This is a genomic window from Bradyrhizobium sp. WBAH42, assembly GCF_024585265.1.
GTDB lineage: Bacteria > Pseudomonadota > Alphaproteobacteria > Rhizobiales > Xanthobacteraceae > Bradyrhizobium.
Window position 1 is genome coordinate 7610588 of the sequence record NZ_CP036533.1, and the last position, 19820, is coordinate 7630407.

Below are 19820 nucleotides of genomic sequence, written 5' to 3' on the forward strand. Positions count from 1 at the left end.
TGGCAGCGCCTTTCTCCTCCTCTCTTGGACGACCGGAGTCCGGCGGCGCCGGCTTCGGAGCGCTTCTCACGTGATCTCTGCCCGCTTAGCCAGCCCCCGGCATAAACGGACGCTGTCGGCGGTCACCGCCGAGAGAAACAAATTCATCTATGTGGAGGATTTAGCGCAGGCGCATCGCGGGTCCGGCTTGTCGCCCGCAACCTGAATGGACGCCAGTGGCGTTGTAGAAGCACCCATCCTCCCCAAAACGCTCGAGAGCGTTGACTTTAGGCTAATCCGCGTCGGGGCGGAACAGGCCGACAAATGATAACTTTGCAATCATCGGTGAGCCGCATTCACCTGTTCTGGATGACTCTCTGAAACGAAACTGAGCGCGAATCTGCCCTATTCGCCTAACTCAATCCGCTCGCGCGGCAAACGGCCCCCGGCTCGTGCGACCACCATGTGCAACGCTAGATGCTGCCAGGCTGCCCTTCATCGCTCCGGAGCTCGGGAGGGCGCGGCGAAATTGAGCTGGTCCTGAAGGGCAAGCTGCCGAAGCTCTTCACCGACGGAGAACCTGCGCGGAATCCTTCACTGCCACGCCGATAACTCGGACGGGATCGAGACCCTGGAGACGATGGCGAAAAGCGGCGCGCCAGCGCGGACGAGTATTTCGGGGCGCGCAGCAGCATCGAGCAGCCGACCGGCTCAACAAGCGCTTCGGCAAGGGTTTCCGGCTCCTTAGCGGCATCGAGTCGGACATTCTGGCGGACGGCTCGCTTGACTACGACGACGAGGTGCTTGGACGTTTCGACTTTCGTTGTCGCCAGTATCCCCGGGCGCTTCATGCTGGACTGCAAGACACAGACGCAGGGACTGCTTCGGGCCGCTTCCGATCCTCACACGATTATCGTCGGCCACATGACCGGGCGGCAGCTACAGCGCCACCCTGGTCACGAAATCGACCTGTGCGAAACACGTCGTGGTCGAGATCAACTCACATGCATGGCCTCTTTACCTGGATTGGCGTTGGCACCACTCGGCGCTTGTCATCGTCGTGGAACGCGACACCCTTGTGCGGCCGTGATTGTGGGGGCTGGTGCGGCCGGCTGCCTACTCGCAAATCGCCTCTCGGCGGATGATATGGCAACAGGCTGTCTCCTCGAGGCTGCTCCCGTGGACCGCAACCCATTCATTCATGTACCAGCGGGGTTTATCAAAACGCTTCGATGCTTCCTCCAACTAGCAATTCAAGACGGATCCGACCGCTCGGACTGGTGGTCGACCTATCTAGACAGCTCAGGGCCGCACGCTAGGAGGCAGTTTGTCGATCAACGGCATGGTCTATAACCGTGATCAGTGTCCCATGAAATTTTGCACAGCCTCGAATGGGCGCTGGCTGAGCGTCGGCGGTGAACCATCGCGTCGCGACAGTCTATTCGACGACGTCAATCGTTCTCTAGGTAGCGCCACCTGAGCAAGCGCAGCAGAGTTGACAGTTTGCCCGACAGATCTGCTGGCCGAACCATCGCCTGACGCTGAACTGGAAACTCGCGGGATTCGAGATGTTTCCGCAGATTGAGGTCAACGGCAAGAGCGGACTTGACTCCCTCGAAGTATTAAGTCTAGTTATGCAAGTAACAGGTGAGCCTCGACCTTCGTCGGGTATGCTCAAACCTGTCCCAGCCCAGAGAGGCATTCGTGGAGGAAATTCGGGTCGAGCGGCTAGACGGCGTTGCGCACGTCGTTCTGAATCGTCCAGCTGTAAGGAATGCCGTAACGCTTGCGATGTGGCGGGAGCTTGCTGACATCTTCTCGAGTTACGCCATTGATCGGGATGTCCGCGGCGTGATCCTGCGTGGCTCGGACCGGAACTTCTCCGTCGGCGCGGACATCTCCGAATTCGATCGCATCAGAGAAGACCGTCATCAGGCGGCTGCCTACGAAGTCGCAGTCGATGCCTGCTCGGGAGCGATTGCTGCACTGGGAAAGCCTGTCGTCGCGGCGATCGATGGCTACTGTCTCGGAGGAGGCTGCCATCTTGCGCTCGCTTGCGATTTCCGCTTCGCCCATCTCAACGCTATAATTGGCATTCCGTCGGCGAGGCTGTCGATTGTCTACGGAGTTCACAGTGTGCAGCGCCTGCTCGCACTCACCGGCGTGTCCAACGCCAAGAGGATACTCTATTCGGCAGACCGCTTCGGCGCCGAACAAGCCATTCGGATGGGCTTGATCGACGAGCTTCACGACGATGTCGTCACGGCCGCGGAGAAGTTCCTGCAACACCTCTCCGGCAATGCACCGCTCTCGATCTCCGGCGCCAAATTCATGCTGAATGGTCTCACCATGGGCAACGGAGCGCTGGATCTGGCGACAGCACAGCGGCTCGTCGACGAGGCATCCGACAGCGGCGACTTCAAGGAAGGCCGTGAGGCCTTCGCGCAGAAGAGGACGCCGCGGTTTCGCGGAGAATAGGTTGGATGAAGAAAGATCAGGATTTGGAGAGTGCCGATGAAGCCTGCCAAGTTTGACTATGTCGCTCCAACGACCGTGGAGGCGGCCGTCGAGGCACTAGTTGCCTCGCACGGAGAGGGAAAGCTGCTCGCCGGAGGGCAAAGTCTATTACCGCTCCTCAACTTCCGGATGGCCCGCCCTTCGGTTCTGATCGACCTCAACCGCATCGAAGGACTTTCCTATATCAAGGACCGGGGCGATAGCATCGCGATCGGCGCGCTGACCCGCCATCGTCACCTCGAACATTCGCCAATGACCGCTTCAAAGCTTCCGGTATTGTCGGCCGCAATGCGGCACGTGGCTCATCTGGCTATACGCAATCGCGGCACAATCGGCGGCAGCTTGTCCCATGCGGATCCCGCCGCCGAACTGCCGATGCTAACGGTATTCTACGATGCAACCATATCAATTCGGGGCCCGAGCGGGCTCAGGACGGTCGCCGCGGAGGAGTTCTTTGTCGATGCTCTGACAAGTTGCCTAGAGCCCGACGAGATCGTCGTGGAAATCGAATTTCCGGTCCTCGATCACGACGGGTGGGCATTTGAAGAGGTCGCCCGCCGCTTCGGCGATTTCGCGCTGGCGAGCATCGCTCTGTCCGTTCGTCGCACGGGTGCCAGGCTTGAGGATGCGCGCATCGCGGTGATGGGAGTGGCCAACACTCCGCTGCGCTTGAAGCAAGCCGAGCGAGAACTCGTTGCATTGCCGCTCGACGAACAGGCTCCGGAGCTCTTTTCCGAGATCATCGCGTCAGAGGTGTCTCCGAACGACGATGTTCATGCATCGGGTGAGTACCGCACGCACCTCCTGAAAGAGCTGTCCCGGCGCGCATTGCGCACCGCTCTGATACCGACGGAGCAGGCGGCATGACAGAGATCTCGGTGAAAGTGAACGGAGAGCGCTACGACATTACTGACGTCGAGCCGCGCATGCTGTTGTCTGACTTCTTGCGCGACCGACTAGGTCTCACCGGAACGCATGTCGGGTGCGAGCATGGTGTCTGCGGAGCCTGTACCATCCTTGTGAACGGCGACAGCGCGCGCGCCTGCTTGATGTTGGCAGTCCAGACCGATGGTGCCGAAATTGTAACAGTCGAGGGACTGGGGTCGGCCGAAGAACTAAACGTCCTTCAATCGCAGTTCCGCGAGCATCACGGGCTTCAGTGCGGCTATTGCACGCCCGGTATGCTGATGACCGGTGAGGACCTGCTTCGAAAGTATCCTCTAGCTACCGATGAGGACATCCGGGAGGGGCTTTCCGGAAATCTTTGCCGTTGTACGGGCTATCAGAACATTGTGGCCGCGATCCGCAGCGCCGCCACTATGCGCGCAGGGAAAAAGTCATGAAGTTGAACTTCCTCGCCGCCGGGCGCCTTCGGATGAAGAAGAGTATCTACGTGGCCGGCGCAGAGCGGAGCGAGACGATCGATCTCTCGGTCAGCAGCGCGCTGGTTCGGCATAAGCAGGGCAATGTGCTGTTCGATACCGGATGTCATCCGTCCGTCGTCACCGACGCTGAGGGTCGTTGGGGCCCGCTCGCAAAGGTCATGAAGCCGATGATGCGAGAGGATGAGACACTGCTGCCAAGCCTGGCATGCACGGGCCTCGGGCCGGATGACATCGACATCGTCGTCAACTCGCACTTTCATCCGGATCATTGCGGTTGCAATCAGTTCTTCCGCAAGGCGACAATTCTCGCACATGCCAAGGAGATCGAAGCGGCGAAGGCGCCTGGCGCAGACGCCGCAGGATACCTCAGAGCCGACTGGGATTACGGACAGCCGATCGAGCCAGTAAACGGAGAGAAAGATGTCTTCGGCGACTCTAGTCTGGTTCTGCTTCCGCTGCCGGGCCACACGCCGGGGACGATGGGAGCGCTCGTCAATTTGGATAAGGATGGGCAGTTCCTGCTCGCCTCGGATGCCGTCAGCCTGCGCCAGAACCTCGATGCTGACGCGGCCCCCCGCAACACTTGGAACGTCGAACAGCAGTTGAAGACGTTTGCGGAGGTTCGCCGGATCGAGAAGTCCGGTGCAACGGTGATCTGCGGACACGACGATGCGCAATGGCAAGGCTTGCGCAAAGGCGGCGACAGCTATGAATAGAGATCATCGCCCCAACCCCTCCGACGTGCAGTGCCCGAAAAAAGTCGGCGCGCCGATAAGGCGCACCGAGGATCCACGCCTGCTCGCGGGAAGCGGTGAATACGCCGCCGATCGAAAGCTGGATCGGCCGTTGCATATCGCCTTCCTACGCAGCGCCCAAGCGCATGCCAGACTTGTGCGGGTCGACACGTCTGCCGCCCTGGAAGCGCCGGGTGTCGTGGCGGTGCTGACCGCGGAGGAGATAGCCGGCGATTTCAAGCCGGTCATCCCATTCTCTCGGATGGCGAACTACTACGCGACGCCGATTCTGCCGCTCGCCTCCGGAAAAGTCCGTTATGTTGGAGAGGCCGTCGCCGCCGTCGCCGCCACCTCGCGCTACCTGGCCGAAGATGCGATCGAATTGATCGACGTCGACTACGAACGTCTGGAGCCGGTCGCGCGCCCGGAAGCGGCGGTCGCGGAAGGTGCGGCTCTGCTCCACGAAGAGGCTGGGACGAACGTCCTGATCGCCCGCGAGTTCAAGAAGGGGGACGTCGAAGCCGGTCTGGCTGGCGCCGCGGTGAGGGTGGGTGGGCGTTTCGAGATGACTCGAAAGGCGGCGCTTGCGATGGAGCCGCGCAGCTATGCTGCCGAATACGAGAAGCGAAGAGATGCGCTCACGCTCTACACGTCCTCGAACATCCCAGGCATCATCCGCGATGCCATCTCGGAATCGCTCTCGCTTCCAGGACATCGCCTGAGGGTGGTCGCCCCCGACGTCGGTGGCAGCTTCGGGTCGAAAGGCTCGCTGTATGCGGAGGAGCTTCTGATCTGCATCGCCGCACGCAAGCTGCGCCGATCGATCAAATGGACGGCGGACCGGCTCGAAGACATCAGCAGTAGCAGTCAGGCTTTTGCCGAGATCGTTGACGCCGAAATGGGCTTCGACGTGAACGGCATGGCTACCTCGCTGCAAGCAGACGTGATCGGCGACGTCGGCGCCTTTTCCATCTATCCGTGGACTTGCGGCCTGGAGCCCGTGCAGGTCGTCAGCTTTCTGCCCGGCCCCTACAAGATACAATCATATCGTGGCGCGGTTCGCGGTGTAGCGACTTGCAAGCCGCCGACCGGACCCTACCGAGGTGTTGGCCGGCCGGTTTCGACCTTCGTTTGCGAGCGTCTGATGGACATGGGCGCCAAGGCACTGGGGATCGATCCACTCGAGATCAGGCGCCGCAACATGGTGCGGGCTGAAGAATTCCCATACCGGATCGCGTCCGGCATCATTTGGGACAAGACCGGCTTTGTCGACTGCTTGGAGGCTGCCGCCGAGGCAGCGGGCTACGATCAGCTTCGAAAGCAACAGTCCGAGGCCCGCAAACGTGGGCGACTTTTCGGGATTGGCATCGCTTCATACGCGGAACTGACCGGCATCGGCTCACGTATAGCGGTCGCGCCAGGCATGCCGATCAATACGGGCTCGGAAACGGCGAAGATCACGATCGATTCGACCGGAGGCATCACCGCAGCGTTTGGCGTCGCCTCCCATGGCCAGGGCCTCGAGACAACTTTGGCGCAGATCGTTGCCGACGACCTCGGTGCGCGCTTCGAGGACATTCGCGTCATTCAAGGTGATAGCGACGAGGTCCCGATGTCGACCGGGACGTACGCCAGCCGCAGCGCGGTGCTCGGCGGTGGTGCCGCGAAGCATGCCTCAGAGATCCTGAAGGGCAAGATCAAGAGGGTGGCATCGCATCTCCTGGAAGCTAACGCGGATGACCTCGAAGTCTCCGAGGGAATGGTGACTGTACTCGGCACCGATCGCACAGTGTCTTTCAAGCAGATTTCCAAGGCCGTCTATTCCGACATGAAGACCTTGCCGGTCGATGCGCGGGAAGAGCTGACTGCGAGCTACACCTACGATCCAGTCAATGGCACAACCGCGGCGGCAACCCACATCGCGGCGGTCGAGATCGATCCGGCGACGTGCTTCGTAAAGATCAACAAGTTTGTCGTCGCCGAGGATTGTGGCCGCATCATCAATCCGATGATCGTGGATGGTCAGGTCCACGGGGGCGTCGCACAGGGCATCGGTGCCGCGCTGTTCGAGGAACTCATCTACGATGACGATGGCCAACTTCTCAGCGCGAGCCTTGTCGACTACGTGATTCCGTCGGCCCCGGAAGTGCCGATGATGGATGTCGTCCACGTCGAAAGCGAGTCTGCGGTGGCGGGCGGGTTCCGCGGTATGGGCGAAGGCGGCACAATCGGTGCGCCGGCGGCGATCGCCAACGCTATCGCCGACGCGCTATCGCCCCTCGAGATTGATGTCTCGATCCTTCCAATGACCCCGGAACGCATCTTCAGGCTTATCCAGAACGCCAAGTTCAGAGCAAAGGGAAAATCATGACTGATCTCAAGGGACGTATAGCGCTGGTCACGGGAGGCGGCCGCGACGTTGGGGCTGCTATCTGCAAGATGCTGGCGGAACGTGGCGCGTCCGTCGCAGTCAATTACCACAGTTCGAACGTGGATGCAGAAGGAGTCGTCGCTGAGATCGAAAGGACCGGCGGAAAAGCAAAAGCCTATCAGGCCGACATCGCTGATCCGACCGTCGTCAAGAAGATGATCGCCGACATCAAGAACGACTTCGGCGGCCTAGATATTCTTGTCAACAACGCCGGCCTGGTATTCCGAAAGAAGTTCACTGAGAGCACGCCGGAGGACTGGAAGAAGCAGGTCGACACCTGTCTTTACGGCGCATTAAACTGCTCGCATAGCGCCGGGCCGCTGCTTGAGACTTCGGGCCGTGGACGCATCATCTCGATCATGGGCGACTCCTCCCGCGTCGGCGAATCCGGGCTCGCGATCGGCGCAGCCGCGCGCGCCGGAACGATCGCGCTGATGAAATCGCTCGCTCGCGAGTGGGGTCGTTCGGGCGTTACCGCGAATTCGATCTCGCTTGGTCTGATCGAGACCGCACACGACAAGGCCTGGGTCGACGCCAATCGCGACAAACTGGTCAAGGCCTACGCCATTCGTCGCCTGGGCCTGCCATCGGATGTGGCTCCCCTCGTAACTTTGCTCGCCTCGGACGCCGGCGCCTGGATTACCGGCCAGGTAATCAGCGTGAACGGCGGATATTCGATGGTCTGAGGGAGGCGGCGATGCTCAATGTCGATCTAATCGCACCTATCGCGAGGCTCATGGAGCGTCAGGCGAAAAGCCGACCGGAGCAGGTGGCGTATTGGGCTTCGGCGCGGTCAATCACCTACGCACAACTCGCCGACCGTACCGCCTCAATCGCTGCGAACCTGACGAGGGCAGGGTTGAAGGAGGGCGACAGGCTCGCGGTGTACTTGCCGAATGGGGTGAACTGGATCGAAGCCTGCTTCGCTGCGTTGCGGGCCGGGGCCGTTGTGGTGCCGATCAGCTTTGATGCAGCCGAGGGGGAGGTCAGCTATCGTCTGACCGACGCCGACTGCGGTATTATCGTCACAGCGGGTGCCCGAAAGGACCTGCTGGAAAAGATCTGTCGGGACGCGAGTATCTCGCCGACAGTGATCTTCGCTGGGCCGGACGCCGGTGGAGCCGGAGTATCTATGGAGGATCTCGCTAAGGCGCATGGCGCGGCGTCGCTCGATCCGGCGGACATCGATCGATCTTCGTTTATCATCTACACGTCAGGAACGACGGCACGGGCAAAGGGCGTGCTGCTGTCGATCCGCGGTATGCTGTGGATTTCGGCAGCGTGCTGGGCGCCGATCGCCGAATTGACGAGCGAGGACGTGATCCTATCGCCGCTTCCACTCTTCCATTCCTATGGTCTGAACCTCTCGGTTCTTGGTGTGCTTGCAGTCGGCGCCAGTGAGCACACCATGGAGCGCTTCTCGCCGCAGCATGCGCTCGAACTGCTCCAGACCGGCAAATATTCGGTCATGCCGGGCGTGCCAACGATGTTTCACTACCTTTTGCTCCGCGCGCATGAGGCCGGCATCGAGCGTTTGGGAGCCGTGCGCCTGTGCATCTCGGCAGGCGCGATCATGCCCGCAACCTTGAACAAGGCGTTCGAGGAACGCTTCAAGACGCGGCTTCTCGACGGATACGGTATCACCGAGACATCTACGATGGTGACCATGAACTGGCTGCACGGCGGCAGGCCGATGGGATCGTGCGGCCTTCCGGTGCCCGGCCTCGCGGTCCGCATCGTCGATCCGTCCTCGCTGGAGGACGTCCCGATCGGCGAGGAAGGCGAACTGATCGTCCGCGGGCCGAACCTCATGCACGGCTATCACAACAAGCCTGCGGAAACTGCTTCGGCGCTGCGCAAGGGTTGGTATCATACCGGCGATCTCGCGAAATCGGACCGGTCGGGCTATCTGACGATCACCGGCCGGATCAAAGAACTGATCATTCGCGGCGGTCTGAACATTTCGCCGGCCGAGATCGAGGAAGTGGTCGTGAAGCACCCCCAGGTCAGGGATTGCGCCGTCGTCGGGATGCGGCACGCGACATTAGGCGAAGTGCCGTGCCTCTTCGTTGTCCCGAAGGATGAGGCTCTCGACGTCCCCGCGCTGCTGGAGCATTGCAGAGCGCATCTCTCCTCATACAAGATCCCGGAATCCACACATCTCGTCGGAGAAATTCCGCGCACGGGGTCTGGCAAAATCATGCGCTTCAAGCTCGTCGAGGCCTTGAGCGCCCAGGCTTGATCCGCGCGCGCATTCAGTCGACGGAGCGCGGACCAAGCGCGCCAAAGGATTTCGGATCGTAGGCGAGACGATACCGCATGTCTGCGGCCACGATCGGCGTCTTGCACCGATCGCAATCGACGACAGGATCAAAGTCGTGGCCGCACTTGATGTGCGTGAGGATAAGGGGCGGCTTTCCCTTCGAAAGCCAGCGATCACCCCATCTCAGCATGGCGATGAAGGAACCGTAAAGCTCTAAACCCATGTCCGTTAGCAGGTATTCGTAGCGGTCGGGAGAAGTTTGATAGCGTCTCCGTCGGAGCACTCCCCTGGCGACCAAGCGATTCAACCGATCAGTCAGGATATTGGGTGCGATTGCGAGCTCGTTGAGAATCTTGTCGTAGCGCCGGTTGCCGAAGAATCCCTCCCGGACGACCATAAAGCTCCATTTGTCGCCGATGATCTCAAGGGCGCGAGATACGGAGCTGGGGCGACCGAGCATGAACCGGCTTCCATCCGAAGGGCGCCTTGTATTACGACCAGCTTTCGCGGGACTGCGGCCGGCACCAGGTCCATCGCGGTATTTCGCGTCGCGCGCCGAGATGCTTTCGCCGCAATGGGAGCACGTGACGATCGGGTGACTTTCGCAGCCGCAGGTCGCGTGGACAAGCGTCAGTGGAGGCGGCTTGCCTTTGGACAGCCAACGGTCTCCGAACTGCATGAGCGCAATAAAGCTCGGATAGAGATCGAAGCCCATTTTCGTCAGTCGGTACTCCTTCCTCTGTGACGAGCCAGGCGCAACTTGGCGGAAGATCCCGAGCTGCGTCAGTTTTTTCAGCCGATCGGTCAGAGTGGCCCGCGGAATGCCAAGCGCCGATCGAAAGGCTTCAAAGGTCTGAGTTCCAAAAAATGCCTCGCGGATGATCAGGAAAGCCCATGCGTCCGAGACGATGTCCAACGTGCGAGCGACAGAGCAGTTGCGCTCCGTTCGTCCAGCGGCAGTACGGGCAGCAGTGGGTGCCGTCTTGGACTTGGCCGATGTTCTGGACGTTTGGAGCTTAGCGGCGACAGGCATTCCGACGGTCCGTTTCGCACAGCCGCCACGACCGGACAGCCCTGAAAGTTGCGCACCTGTAGCACATCGCGCGATTGACTCGTTGAAAAAATAAGTCTAGTTATGCATGTAACAGCAGTCTAGTTATGATAGTAAGAGCGGGATTGGAAACCAAATGCGGGAGGCGTGTCATGAAGGGTAGAGTGAATAGCGGCCTGATCGCGGCGGCAACGATTCTGACGGTGAGCGTCGGCGCCGGTGCTCAGACCGTTACAATCTCGGACAATGTCGTGAAGATCGGCGTGCTGACGGACATGTCCGGTCAATTCTCGCACGAGTCGGGCGAAGGCGCGGTGACTGCGATCAAGATGGCTGTCGAGGATTTCGGGGGCAAAATCCTCGGAAAACCGATTCAGGTCATTGTCGCCGATCATCAGAACAAGCCCGACACGGCCTCCGCATTGGCGCGCAAATGGTTCGATGTTGAGAAGGTTGACATGATCGGGAACCTGATCAATTCCTCAATCGCACTTACCGTTTCCGGGCTTGCGAAGGACAAGAACCGGATTGCCATCATCAACGGCTCCGGATCTTCTCGTCTGACTGGCGATGCGTGCACGCCGAACAGCATACACTACTCTTATGATACCTACGCGCTCGCGCGCGGAACCGGCGCTGCGCTGGCGAAGGAAGGAAAGAAGTCCTGGTACTTCCTGACCGCGGACTATGCGTTCGGGCACGCCCTCGAAGCCGACACTTCCGCTGTCGTGAGGGCAATGGGTGGTGAGGTCGTCGGATCGACACGATACCCGCCTGAGTCGTTCGATCAGTCCTCGTACCTGCTCCAGGCGCAATCGTCGAAAGCCCAGGTTGTTGCACTAGCCGGATCGGGCAACGTACTGGTCAACTCAATCAAGTCCGCGCAGGAATTTGGAATTCAACAACGCCAAACGCTGGCTGGCCTGCTCGTTTGGGAAACTGACATTAAGGCCCTTGGCCTTTCGGCCGCTCAGGGTCTGGTATTGACGAACGCATTTTACTGGGACCGCGACGATGAGACGCGCGCATGGTCGAAGCGGTTCTTCGAAAAGATGAAGGTGATGCCGCACATGGGTGATGCCGGCGACTATTCGTCGCCTGAGCTTCGTCCGTGCCGGCCGCTTCGACCGCGCGCAGGTAGTGCATGGTCCAGTCATGAAAAAAATGCGCGAAATGCCCGTGAATGACTTCTTCGCCAAAAACGGACGTATTCGAGAGGATGGCCGCATGGTGCACGACATGTACGTATACGAAGTCAAGAAGCCGTCGGAATCGAAGGGGGATTGGGATTTCTACAGGCTCCGCGAAGTGATTCCGGGCGATCAGGCGTTCCGTCCGCTCAAGGATAGCGCCTGCCCGATCGTGAAGAAAGGTTGAGCGAGGAGAGCCGGTTCGAACCCGTGTGCGTCATGGCTCAAACTCAAGGAGGCATCTCGATGGATCAGGAAGTTGTGGCGGCGAGATCTGGAGTTGCGAACCCGATCCGCAGTGCGAGCCGAATATGTCGAGAGCCTCCGCGGACGTAGATTGACAGTCTATTTGATGGGCGAGCTGGTCGATGAACCGGTCGATCACCCCATGATCCGGCCGTCGATCAATGCGGTGGCAAGAACCTACGATCTTGCAAATGAGGACCCCGCCCTCGCGTCAGCAGTGTCACCGATCACGGGCGGCAACGTCAACAGGTTCCACCATATCTCCACCAGCTCTGCCGATCTTGTGATGCAGAACAAGATGCAGCGCCGTCTTGGACAACTCACGGGTACCTGCTTTCAGCGTTGTGTGGGCATGGATGCACTAAACTCACTGCACTCGGTAACCTACGATTTGGACGGAAAGTACGGCACCCAATACCACGCGCGATTTATACAGTTCCTCGCGCGCATACAGGCCCTGAACCTGGTCATCGGAGGGGCAATGACCGATGTCAAGGGAGATCGCGGTCGCTCGCCTTCACAGCAGTCGGATCCAGACCTGTTCCTGCACGTCATCCGTCGAACTGCGGAAGGCATTTTCGTCCGAGGAGCGAAAGCGCATCAAACCGGGTGCTTAAACTCGCATTGGCTGATCGTTATGCCAACAATGAGATTGGAGGCGGCCGACAAGGATTACGCAATTGTCGGCGCGATCCCGGTCGATGCTGCGGGCATCACCTACATTTACGGCCGGCAGTCCTGTGATACCCGAAGCACCGAAGGCGGAGATATCGACGCAGGCAACGCTCAATTCGCCGGCCAGGAGGCGATGATCATCTTTGAGGATGTCTTCATTCCCAATGAGCACATTTTCCTGGATGGGGAGGTCGAATTTGCCTCGACGCTCGTCGAGCGCTTTACCTGCTATCACCGCCGTAGCTACGTCTGCAAAACGGGAGTGGGCGATGTCCTGATCGGTGCTGCAGCAACCATTGCTGACTACAACGGTGTCGATCGCGCATCGCATATCCGCGACAAGCTCGTCGAGATGACCCATCTCAACGAGACGATCTACGGCACAGCCATTGCCGCGAGCAATCAAGGAATCGAGATGAAATCCGGTGCTTTCTTGCCGGATGAGATGCTCGCGAACGTCTGCAAGCATCATGTCACGCGGTTACCTTACGAGATCGGCCGATTGGCGCAGGATCTCGCTGGGGGGCTGATGGTGACGCTGCCGTCCGAGCGCGAGCTCAGGCACGAGAAGATCGGTCCGATGATCGAGAAATATCTGAAGGGGCGAGCTGAGATCGCAACGGAAGACCGGATTCGCATCCTTCGCCTGGTCGAAAACATGACTCTCGGAAGGAACGCTGTGGGCTATCTGACTGAGTCCATGCATGGTGCCGGCTCGCCGCAAGCACAGCGTATCCAGATCGCCCGATCCATGCAGATCGAGCTCAAGAAGGAACTGGCCAAAGCGCTCGCTGGCATTTCTTCCACGACGCGGGCAGAGATCGAGAACGACCTATCGACTTACATGGCCAGAGTCTTTGCGCCTGTTACCAACTGAGCCCACAGAAGCGGGCCGATCTCGGCGATTTCGGATACATCAATGGCAATGACAATGAACGGGGAAATCCTGCTCGCCGCCTCGCGAGAAGTTGTCTGGACCAAATTGAACGATCCCACCGTCTTGAAGGCCTGCATTCCCGGATGCGAAGAGTTGGAGAGGAGCGATGGGGAGGGGTTTCGGGCCATTGCAAAGATGAAGGTGGGACCTGTTTCGGCGCGATTTCAGAGGCAGGGTTACTCTAAACGATCTCGATCCGCCGAGAAGCTATACTATCGTTGGCGAGGGTGAGGGCGGCGTCGCGGGCTTCGCGAAGGGTGGCGCAAAAGTCAGCCTGCTCGAGCGGGATGATGGCACGCTCTTGACCTATCACGTCGACGCGCAGATTGGTGGAAGGCTTGCGCAGTTGGGACAGCGGCTTGTCCACCGAACGGCTAAGAAGCTCGCCGACGAGTTCTTCGCCAATTTTGCCCGAGCACTTTAGTTGAAGCCGACATACCGGGAGCTGCTCATTCTGCCCGGGCGCTCCGCACGCGCTGTAATCGAGCCGTGACGTTCATCGGGCGCTTCCTGATGCCTGCTCGCCGAGCGGGTTCTTGGGGCGCGAGCGGACACGCAAGACGGCATCAGGGTAGAAGGAGGGTCACCGCGATCGGGACCAAGAACGACGTCACAAGCGCGTTCAGGCCCATGGCAATCCCGGAGAAAACGCCGGCCACCTCGTCGACTTGAAACGCCCGTGCTGTGCCGATGCCGTGTGCGGCGATGCCGACCGCGAAACCACGGGCGCGAAAATCGGTAATGGCGGCCCGGTTCATGAGGGGCGTGACGATGATGGCTCCCAGGATCCCGGTGAGTACAACCGAGACAGCGGTCAGGGACGGATCGGCGTGCAGGGATTCGCTGATTCCCATGGCCACGCCGGCTGTAACTGATTTTGGCGAAAGCGATAGGATAACTGATCGAGGCAGACCGAAGGCCTCGGCTAACAGTACGACCGTAATGATCGCGGTAATCGAGCCAACTACCAGCGAAACCAACATTGGCAGAAGCGCAGCGGTGACCCGTGCCCGGTTGTCGTAGAGTGGGATCGCGAGCGCAACCGTCGCTGGCCCGAGAAGAAAGTGCACGAACTGGGCGCCCGCGAAGTATGTGGTGTACGTAGTGTCCGTGACGATCAAGAAAGCGCCGATGATCCAGATCGAGTGCAATACAGGATTTGCCAGCGGATGCCGGTGCGTCGTAAGCGAGATAGCGTCCGCGATGGCGTAAATCGAGAGCGTTACGGTGAGCCAAAGCAGAGGGGACTGCGAGAGGTAGACCCACAGCGAGAATGAGTTTTCGCTCATAGCGCCGGTTGGCTCCTTGAGAGAAGCCGGTTGACCGCGAGGAATGTAGTCACGGTCACGAGCAGTGTGATGACCACCGAGGCCGACAAGGCCAATAAAATTGCGGCGCCGTGCTCGATGACCAAGTCGAGTTTCTTCACGACGCCTACGCCAGCGGGAATGAACATTAGAGATAGATGGCCGAGCAGGCTACGGCCCGTTGTCTCAACTGCATCGTTCTGCAATGGGCCCCGCCTGAGGGCGGTGAAGTGATCGCGAGTCAAGAGAAGCAGCAGCAAGAACGCCATGCCGAGCACCGGTCCGGGCATCGGCAGCCCGACACCGCGCACAATTGCTTCGCCCACCAACTGGCAGAGCAGAATCAGGCTGAGACCTGCGATCATGCGAGGCGCTCGACGGTGGCCAAACTGGGCTCAATCAGGCTTGCATGAGTATTTTGCCGGCAAGACGGATGCGAGGTCGATGTGAGAAAGCTCAGCCGTATGGCAGAAACAGGCCTACCGGGCCCGAGCTGTGCCTGAATCGAGGTTGCCACAGGCGCTACGCCGCGGGAATCTTCAAGGAAGACATGAAGTGCTCCATGTTCGCCTCCACGCTTTCCCGACTGAGCATGCCCGTCTTCTGATCGCGGATCATTGCATACATCTTCTCGTGTAGGCCCACAGCGCGGTAGCGTCCGCTGACCTCCAGCGATTTGCGGATCCAGGGAGCGACCATGTTCAGCACGAAATCGGCGATCACCACGATCAGTTTGTTGCCCGCTGCCGCATAGACTGCTCGGTGGAAGTCGAGATCCGCTTCCAGCAGTTTGTCGATCGGCGAATGGGGGTCTTCGGAGAGAGCCTTCAACCGGTCGATGCTCTCTCTCATGACGGCTAGATCCTTTTCGGTGCGTCTTATCGAGGCCAGCTCTGCGCAATTGCGGTCGAAAATGTATCGAAGCTCCATCAGCATCTCGGGAGTTGAATCCTGGAGATAGAGCTGAAACATCATCAGCGGCATCACGGCGGTGCCTTCATCCTTCCGGATGTAGTTGCCGTGCCCATGTCGGGTTTCGATCAATCCCGACACCGCAAGCGTCTTCATCGCCTCACGGATAGGAGTGCGACTGATGCCAAGCTTCTCTGCGAGCTCCTTCTCATTGGGCAATTTGTCTCCGGGACTTAGATTTCCGTTGGCGATCTCACCCGTAATGTAATTCAGCGCGACTTCGACACGCGTGGGCAGTTTTTTGGTTTCCATTCGCTCCATGGGTCGCTCGCAACTCTAATTTTCTGCCGTCGCAAGCCAAGCGAACACATAAGCCGCTAGGCGACCAGCCCAAACCACCGAACATCCACAACGTAGGAGGTATGATCTCCATTGACAACAGGTATAAGGTATGACCTCATATCTCTACAGAAGAGCGCGATCAAAGACGCCGCTGGAGGAAACCGATGCATTTGTCGACCGGCGCAAATCCGGAAGGCCGCGACGGGGTCGCCGTTAAGGCACGAGACGAGCCGCTATTGGTGGCGGAAGGAATCACGAAGTCTTTCAATGGCGTTCCAGCCCTTCGCGACGGTCGGCTGGTTCTCAAACGCGGAACCGTCCACGCGCTGTGTGGAGGTAACGGCGCTGGAAAATCGACTTTCCTGAACATCGTGATGGGCTTGCTGCACCGCGACGAGGGCAGCATTCAGATCGACGGGGTGGCCGTCGATTTCAGGAGCGCCGCAGACGCACTGCGACACGGTGTGACGATCATCACTCAGGAGCTGTCTCCGGTTCCGGAAATGACAGTGGCCGAGAACATCTACTTGGGAAGAGAGCCGAAGATCGGCGGGCTTGTGGTGGACTTCCCCAAGATGCGGCAGGCCGCAAAACGGCTTCTGGATGACCTTGAATTCGACGTTCCGGTCAGTGCCCGCATGAGAGACTTGAGCTTGGCCCAGGTCCAGCTCGTCGAGATTGCGAAGGCGCTGAGTCACCGTGCGGACATCGTCATTATGGATGAGCCGACCTCGGCCATCGGCGAACACGAGGTGCACATCCTCTTCAATGCGCTGAAGCGGCTAAAGGCGCGTGGAGCCGCGATCATCTACGTCTCGCACAAGCTGACCGAGATTTTCGAGATTGCGGACGAATACACGGTCTTCCGCGATGGCCGCTTCATCGAAAGCGGACCAATTTCCTCGATTGACCGAAATCACCTTGTGACTCAGATCGTCGGCCGCGAAATCAAGTCGGTGGAAAAGGGAAGGCCGAACGAGGGCGCGCCAATCCTGCTCGAAGTGCGCTCCTTGTCGCGTGGATCTCATTTCAAGAACATCTCTGTGACCGTCGCTGCAGGAGAAGTTCTGGGAATCTACGGTTTGCTTGGCTCTGGTCGGACCGAATTCCTGGAGACGATCTATGGCATCCACGCGCCGACTGCCGGCGACGTCTTTCTTGATGGAAAGAGGGTCGATCCCGGCAATCCCAAGAAGTGCATTCAACGAGGCATGGCCATGGTGCCCGAGGATCGGAAGGATACCGGCCTCGTTCTGTGTGCCTCCATCGCCCATAATATTGCCTTGTCGTCCCTTGCGCTGCGGGCCGTCAGCGGATTTGTCCGCCGCAAGGCGGAGGCGGCCGCGACCGATGGCATGATGCGTTTGCATCGGATTAAGGCGGCATCCCCAAATGTCGCCGTGGAGACGCTCAGCGGCGGAAACCAGCAGAAGGTCGTTTTCGCACGCTGCCTTCTGACCAACCCGCGTCTTTTGATATGCGACGAGCCGACACGCGGGATCGACGAGGGTTCAAAGCAGGAGATCTACACCTTTCTCCGCGAATTCGCGGCGAAGGGCAATGGCGTGCTCGTGGTCTCATCCGAAGCGCCGGAGATCCTCCAGATCAGCGATCGGATTGCCGTGTTTAGGCAAGGACGACTGGATTATGTCGTGGATGGACACGAGACAACCCTGCAAATGCTGACAGATCTCGCCAGTTGAGCGGATCGAACAGCTTTCGAAATTGGCTTTGCGCATGCGGTCGAAGCGAGGAGTTGAGGTGGTGACCAACGTAATAAGCAGCGTCCCGACGGGTGCGCGATCGAAAAGTATGGCCGCCCTAGGACCGTACCTGAAGTCGTTCAGCATCGTCATCGTGTTCATGGTGATTTCGGCATTCTTCGCCGTGGCCAACGAATACTTCATGACCTGGCTGAACTGGGTGAACCTGTTGCGCCAATCCTCGATCAATGGCGTTCTGGCGATCGGGGTGACATTCGTCATTCTGACAAAAGGCATCGACCTTTCCGTCGGCTCCGTTATGGCTCTCGCAGGTATGATCGCTGCGAGCCTTGTGACTTCGACCAACCAGCACTTCGTGCCCTGGGCGGTTCTGGCGGGCCTCGGAACGGGCGCAGCGTTCGGCTTGGTCAATGGCGTCATTGTGACGACATTCAATGTTCCACCCTTCGTCGCCACCCTCGGAATGCTGAGCATGGCGCGCGGCTTGACCCTGATCTTTTCTGAGGGGCGTCCTGTTCCCAATCTCTCCGAGTCGTTTCGATGGATCGGCGGCGGCAGCGTTGCTGGCGTTCCTGTGCCGGTCTTGATTCTGTTTCTTGTATTCGCCATCGGATGGGTCGTTCTTTCTTACACGACGTTCGGGCGCTACGTGTACGCAGTGGGAGGAAATGACAAGGCCGCCAGGACAAGCGGCGTCTCCACGCGGAGCGTCATTGCATCGACCTACGTTATCTCAGGCCTTCTCGCCGGCCTCGCGGGCCTGGTGCTTACTTCCCGTACGACTGCCGCGCTCCCACAGGCGGGCATCGGCTACGAACTCGATGCGATTGCAGCCGTGGTGATCGGCGGGACCAGCCTCGCAGGAGGGCGCGGCTCGCTAGTCGGGACCTTGTTCGGCGCACTCATCATCGGGACGATCAACAACGGCATGGATCTGATGGGCGTGTCTTCCTATTACCAACAGCTTCTCAAGGGCGCGATCATTGTCGTCGCCGTGATGCTTGACCAATTTCGCAAGTGACACCTGCGAAGACCATTACAGGCGATGACAACGGCTGTAACGCCCGGCATGGGCGGACTAGGTGACTGACCACATCAATCGGAGGAGACGATGAAGGTTACGCGTAGATCGACGATGGCGAGTTTCGCCGCTGCTGCAATCATTCTATCGACCGGTACGGCCTTTGCTCAAAGCAAGACACGGATCGCAGTCCTCTCGTTCGGGGAATCCGGCGAGTACATGAAGGCCTGGTCCAGCGAGATTCAGAGCCACCCGGCAGTCAAGGACGGCTCTGTCGCAGTCACGATCTTTGACGGCAGGTACGATCCTCTCGTCCAAGCGAACCAGATCGATACGGCCATTACCCAAAAGTTCGATGCCATCATTATGTCGCCGTTCGATCTCCAGGCGTCGGCGCCCGCAATCGATAAAGCCGTCGCTGCTGGCATTCCGGTGATCGTATCGGCGCTGAAAACCGCATCGAAGAACTACACCGCCTCGATCATCGTCAACGACACGGAGGGAGGCCGTATCATCGGGGACCAGTTAGGCAAGCTGCTTCCGAATGGTGGGAACGTGGTGTTGATGGAAGGCCCCATTGGCCAGTCGGCGCAGATCGAGCGCAAAGCTGGCATCGATGCCGGCTTGGCCAAGTTCCCGAAGCTCAAGTTGATCGCCAGCAAGTCGGGCAACTGGAGCCGTGCCGAGGGGCAGTCGCTCATGGAGAATTGGCTGCTCGCGCATCCAGGGCAGATCAATGCCGTACTCGCCGAAAATGACGAGATGGCGCTGGGCGCGATCGAGGCCATGAAGAGTGCCAAGGTCGACTTCAAGTCCGTTCCGGTGCTCGCAATCGATGGCATCCCGGACGGAAAGCGCGCAGTGCAGAAAGGCGAAATGACCGTCACGCTCTACAAGTACGCCCGTGCCGAGGGGCAGGGTGCGGTCGATCTCGCCCTGCGTGCCGTCAAGGGAGACAGCTATAAGCCCCGGTCCGAGATCTGGGAGTCGTTGATGGAGTGGAAAGGCGGGACCCAGAAGGACTACACCGTTCCATGGCTCATCTTGGATTCTGCGAACGTCGCAAAATACATGTGAACCCTATCGTGCGCACGCGGTGGACAGCT

At 59.4% G+C, this 19820-nt stretch carries 15 protein-coding genes and 3 pseudogenes; 14 read left to right on the forward strand and 4 right to left on the reverse strand.

What is annotated here, in order from left to right; genetic code table 11:
- Nucleotides 1-458: 458 nt before the first annotated feature.
- The 8 genes and pseudogenes from DCG74_RS35795 to DCG74_RS35835 form a co-directional block, all read left to right on the forward strand.
- A pseudogene (locus tag DCG74_RS35795) lies at nucleotides 459-1030 on the forward strand (DNA polymerase/3'-5' exonuclease PolX); the annotation flags it as partial.
- 653 nt (nucleotides 1031-1683) lie between these two features.
- On the forward strand, nucleotides 1684-2457 hold the full coding sequence (locus DCG74_RS35805) for an enoyl-CoA hydratase-related protein (protein ID WP_172789187.1): 774 nt from the start codon (nucleotides 1684-1686) through the stop codon (nucleotides 2455-2457).
- Between the two features lie 36 nt (nucleotides 2458-2493).
- Nucleotides 2494-3363 carry a xanthine dehydrogenase family protein subunit M gene (locus DCG74_RS35810; protein ID WP_172789188.1) on the forward strand — a complete coding sequence of 290 codons (870 nt, stop codon included), beginning with the start codon at nucleotides 2494-2496 and terminating at the stop codon, nucleotides 3361-3363.
- Nucleotides 3360-3839, forward strand: a complete 480-nt coding sequence (locus DCG74_RS35815; RefSeq protein WP_172789189.1) for a (2Fe-2S)-binding protein — start codon at nucleotides 3360-3362, stop codon at nucleotides 3837-3839. The genes DCG74_RS35810 and DCG74_RS35815 overlap by 4 nt, the downstream gene beginning before the upstream one ends.
- The gene (locus tag DCG74_RS35820) at nucleotides 3836-4597 is read left to right on the forward strand and encodes an N-acyl homoserine lactonase family protein (RefSeq protein WP_172789190.1); all 762 of its coding nucleotides are present in this window, start codon (nucleotides 3836-3838) and stop codon (nucleotides 4595-4597) included. Before DCG74_RS35815 ends, DCG74_RS35820 begins: the two co-directional genes overlap by 4 nt.
- Nucleotides 4551-6986 carry a xanthine dehydrogenase family protein molybdopterin-binding subunit gene (locus DCG74_RS35825; RefSeq protein ID WP_246709037.1) on the forward strand — a complete coding sequence of 812 codons (2436 nt, stop codon included), beginning with the start codon at nucleotides 4551-4553 and terminating at the stop codon, nucleotides 6984-6986. The genes DCG74_RS35820 and DCG74_RS35825 overlap by 47 nt, the downstream gene beginning before the upstream one ends.
- On the forward strand, nucleotides 6983-7732 hold the full coding sequence (locus DCG74_RS35830; protein ID WP_210268545.1) for an SDR family NAD(P)-dependent oxidoreductase: 750 nt from the start codon (nucleotides 6983-6985) through the stop codon (nucleotides 7730-7732). The genes DCG74_RS35825 and DCG74_RS35830 overlap by 4 nt, the downstream gene beginning before the upstream one ends.
- 11 nt (nucleotides 7733-7743) lie before the next feature.
- Entirely contained in the window at nucleotides 7744-9288 is a 1545-nt protein-coding gene (locus tag DCG74_RS35835; RefSeq protein ID WP_172789191.1) for a class I adenylate-forming enzyme family protein, read from the forward strand.
- A gap of 13 nt (nucleotides 9289-9301) precedes the next feature.
- Here the strand turns inward: DCG74_RS35835 and DCG74_RS35840 are convergent, their stop codons facing one another.
- A complete protein-coding gene (locus DCG74_RS35840) occupies nucleotides 9302-10225 on the reverse strand; it encodes a helix-turn-helix domain-containing protein (protein ID WP_246709038.1) in 924 nt (307 codons plus the stop codon).
- Nucleotides 10226-10512: 287 nt separating this feature from the next.
- On the opposite strand from DCG74_RS35840, the pseudogene DCG74_RS35845 reads away from it, so the two are divergent.
- The 3 genes and pseudogenes from DCG74_RS35845 to DCG74_RS35855 all read left to right on the forward strand — a co-directional run bounded on the left by DCG74_RS35845 (nucleotide 10513) and on the right by DCG74_RS35855 (nucleotide 13832).
- Nucleotides 10513-11737 (forward strand): annotated as a pseudogene (locus DCG74_RS35845) (ABC transporter substrate-binding protein).
- Between the two features lie 111 nt (nucleotides 11738-11848).
- On the forward strand, nucleotides 11849-13348 hold the full coding sequence (locus tag DCG74_RS35850; protein WP_257187489.1) for a 4-hydroxyphenylacetate 3-hydroxylase family protein: 1500 nt from the start codon (nucleotides 11849-11851) through the stop codon (nucleotides 13346-13348).
- 42 nt (nucleotides 13349-13390) lie between these two features.
- Nucleotides 13391-13832: pseudogene (locus DCG74_RS35855) on the forward strand (CoxG family protein).
- Between the two features lie 142 nt (nucleotides 13833-13974).
- Here the strand turns inward: DCG74_RS35855 and DCG74_RS35860 are convergent.
- The 3 genes from DCG74_RS35860 to DCG74_RS35870 all read right to left on the reverse strand — a co-directional run bounded on the left by DCG74_RS35860 (nucleotide 13975) and on the right by DCG74_RS35870 (nucleotide 15948).
- The gene (locus DCG74_RS35860) at nucleotides 13975-14697 is read right to left on the reverse strand and encodes an LrgB family protein (protein ID WP_036044400.1); all 723 of its coding nucleotides are present in this window, start codon (nucleotides 14695-14697) and stop codon (nucleotides 13975-13977) included.
- Nucleotides 14694-15080, reverse strand: coding sequence for a CidA/LrgA family protein (locus tag DCG74_RS35865; protein ID WP_172789193.1), 387 nt, complete (start codon nucleotides 15078-15080; stop codon nucleotides 14694-14696). The genes DCG74_RS35860 and DCG74_RS35865 overlap by 4 nt, the downstream gene beginning before the upstream one ends.
- A gap of 157 nt (nucleotides 15081-15237) precedes the next feature.
- A complete protein-coding gene (locus DCG74_RS35870; RefSeq protein WP_172789194.1) occupies nucleotides 15238-15948 on the reverse strand; it encodes a FadR/GntR family transcriptional regulator in 711 nt (236 codons plus the stop codon).
- A 185-nt stretch (nucleotides 15949-16133) separates the two neighbouring features.
- Here DCG74_RS35870 and DCG74_RS35875 point away from each other — a divergent pair, with 185 nt between their 5' ends.
- From DCG74_RS35875 to DCG74_RS35885, 3 genes are all read left to right on the forward strand, one after another.
- On the forward strand, nucleotides 16134-17672 hold the full coding sequence (locus tag DCG74_RS35875; RefSeq protein ID WP_172789195.1) for a sugar ABC transporter ATP-binding protein: 1539 nt from the start codon (nucleotides 16134-16136) through the stop codon (nucleotides 17670-17672).
- Nucleotides 17673-17781: 109 nt separating this feature from the next.
- Nucleotides 17782-18714: an ABC transporter permease gene (locus DCG74_RS35880; protein WP_210268552.1), complete on the forward strand. Its 933-nt coding sequence runs from the start codon at nucleotides 17782-17784 to the stop codon at nucleotides 18712-18714.
- Between the two features lie 90 nt (nucleotides 18715-18804).
- Nucleotides 18805-19791, forward strand: a complete 987-nt coding sequence (locus DCG74_RS35885) for a substrate-binding domain-containing protein (RefSeq protein WP_172789197.1) — start codon at nucleotides 18805-18807, stop codon at nucleotides 19789-19791.
- The last annotated feature ends 29 nt before the right edge of the window (nucleotides 19792-19820 follow it).

What these genes read in the sequence shown, in the direction of transcription:
- DCG74_RS35885 (WP_172789197.1), top strand. Translation starts at nt 18,805, where the DNA reads ATGAAGGTTACGCGTAGATCGACGATGGCGAGTTTCGCCGCTGCTGCA.
- DCG74_RS35880 (WP_210268552.1), top strand. Translation starts at nt 17,782, where the DNA reads ATGGCCGCCCTAGGACCGTACCTGAAGTCGTTCAGCATCGTCATCGTG.
- DCG74_RS35875 (WP_172789195.1), top strand. Translation starts at nt 16,134, where the DNA reads ATGCATTTGTCGACCGGCGCAAATCCGGAAGGCCGCGACGGGGTCGCC.
- DCG74_RS35870 (WP_172789194.1), bottom strand. Translation starts at nt 15,948, where the DNA reads ATGGAGCGAATGGAAACCAAAAAACTGCCCACGCGTGTCGAAGTCGCG.
- DCG74_RS35810 (WP_172789188.1), top strand. Translation starts at nt 2,494, where the DNA reads ATGAAGCCTGCCAAGTTTGACTATGTCGCTCCAACGACCGTGGAGGCG.
- DCG74_RS35815 (WP_172789189.1), top strand. Translation starts at nt 3,360, where the DNA reads ATGACAGAGATCTCGGTGAAAGTGAACGGAGAGCGCTACGACATTACT.
- DCG74_RS35865 (WP_172789193.1), bottom strand. Translation starts at nt 15,080, where the DNA reads ATGATCGCAGGTCTCAGCCTGATTCTGCTCTGCCAGTTGGTGGGCGAA.
- DCG74_RS35860 (WP_036044400.1), bottom strand. Translation starts at nt 14,697, where the DNA reads ATGAGCGAAAACTCATTCTCGCTGTGGGTCTACCTCTCGCAGTCCCCT.
- DCG74_RS35830 (WP_210268545.1), top strand. Translation starts at nt 6,983, where the DNA reads ATGACTGATCTCAAGGGACGTATAGCGCTGGTCACGGGAGGCGGCCGC.
- DCG74_RS35820 (WP_172789190.1), top strand. Translation starts at nt 3,836, where the DNA reads ATGAAGTTGAACTTCCTCGCCGCCGGGCGCCTTCGGATGAAGAAGAGT.
- DCG74_RS35825 (WP_246709037.1), top strand. Translation starts at nt 4,551, where the DNA reads ATGCGCAATGGCAAGGCTTGCGCAAAGGCGGCGACAGCTATGAATAGA.
- DCG74_RS35835 (WP_172789191.1), top strand. Translation starts at nt 7,744, where the DNA reads ATGCTCAATGTCGATCTAATCGCACCTATCGCGAGGCTCATGGAGCGT.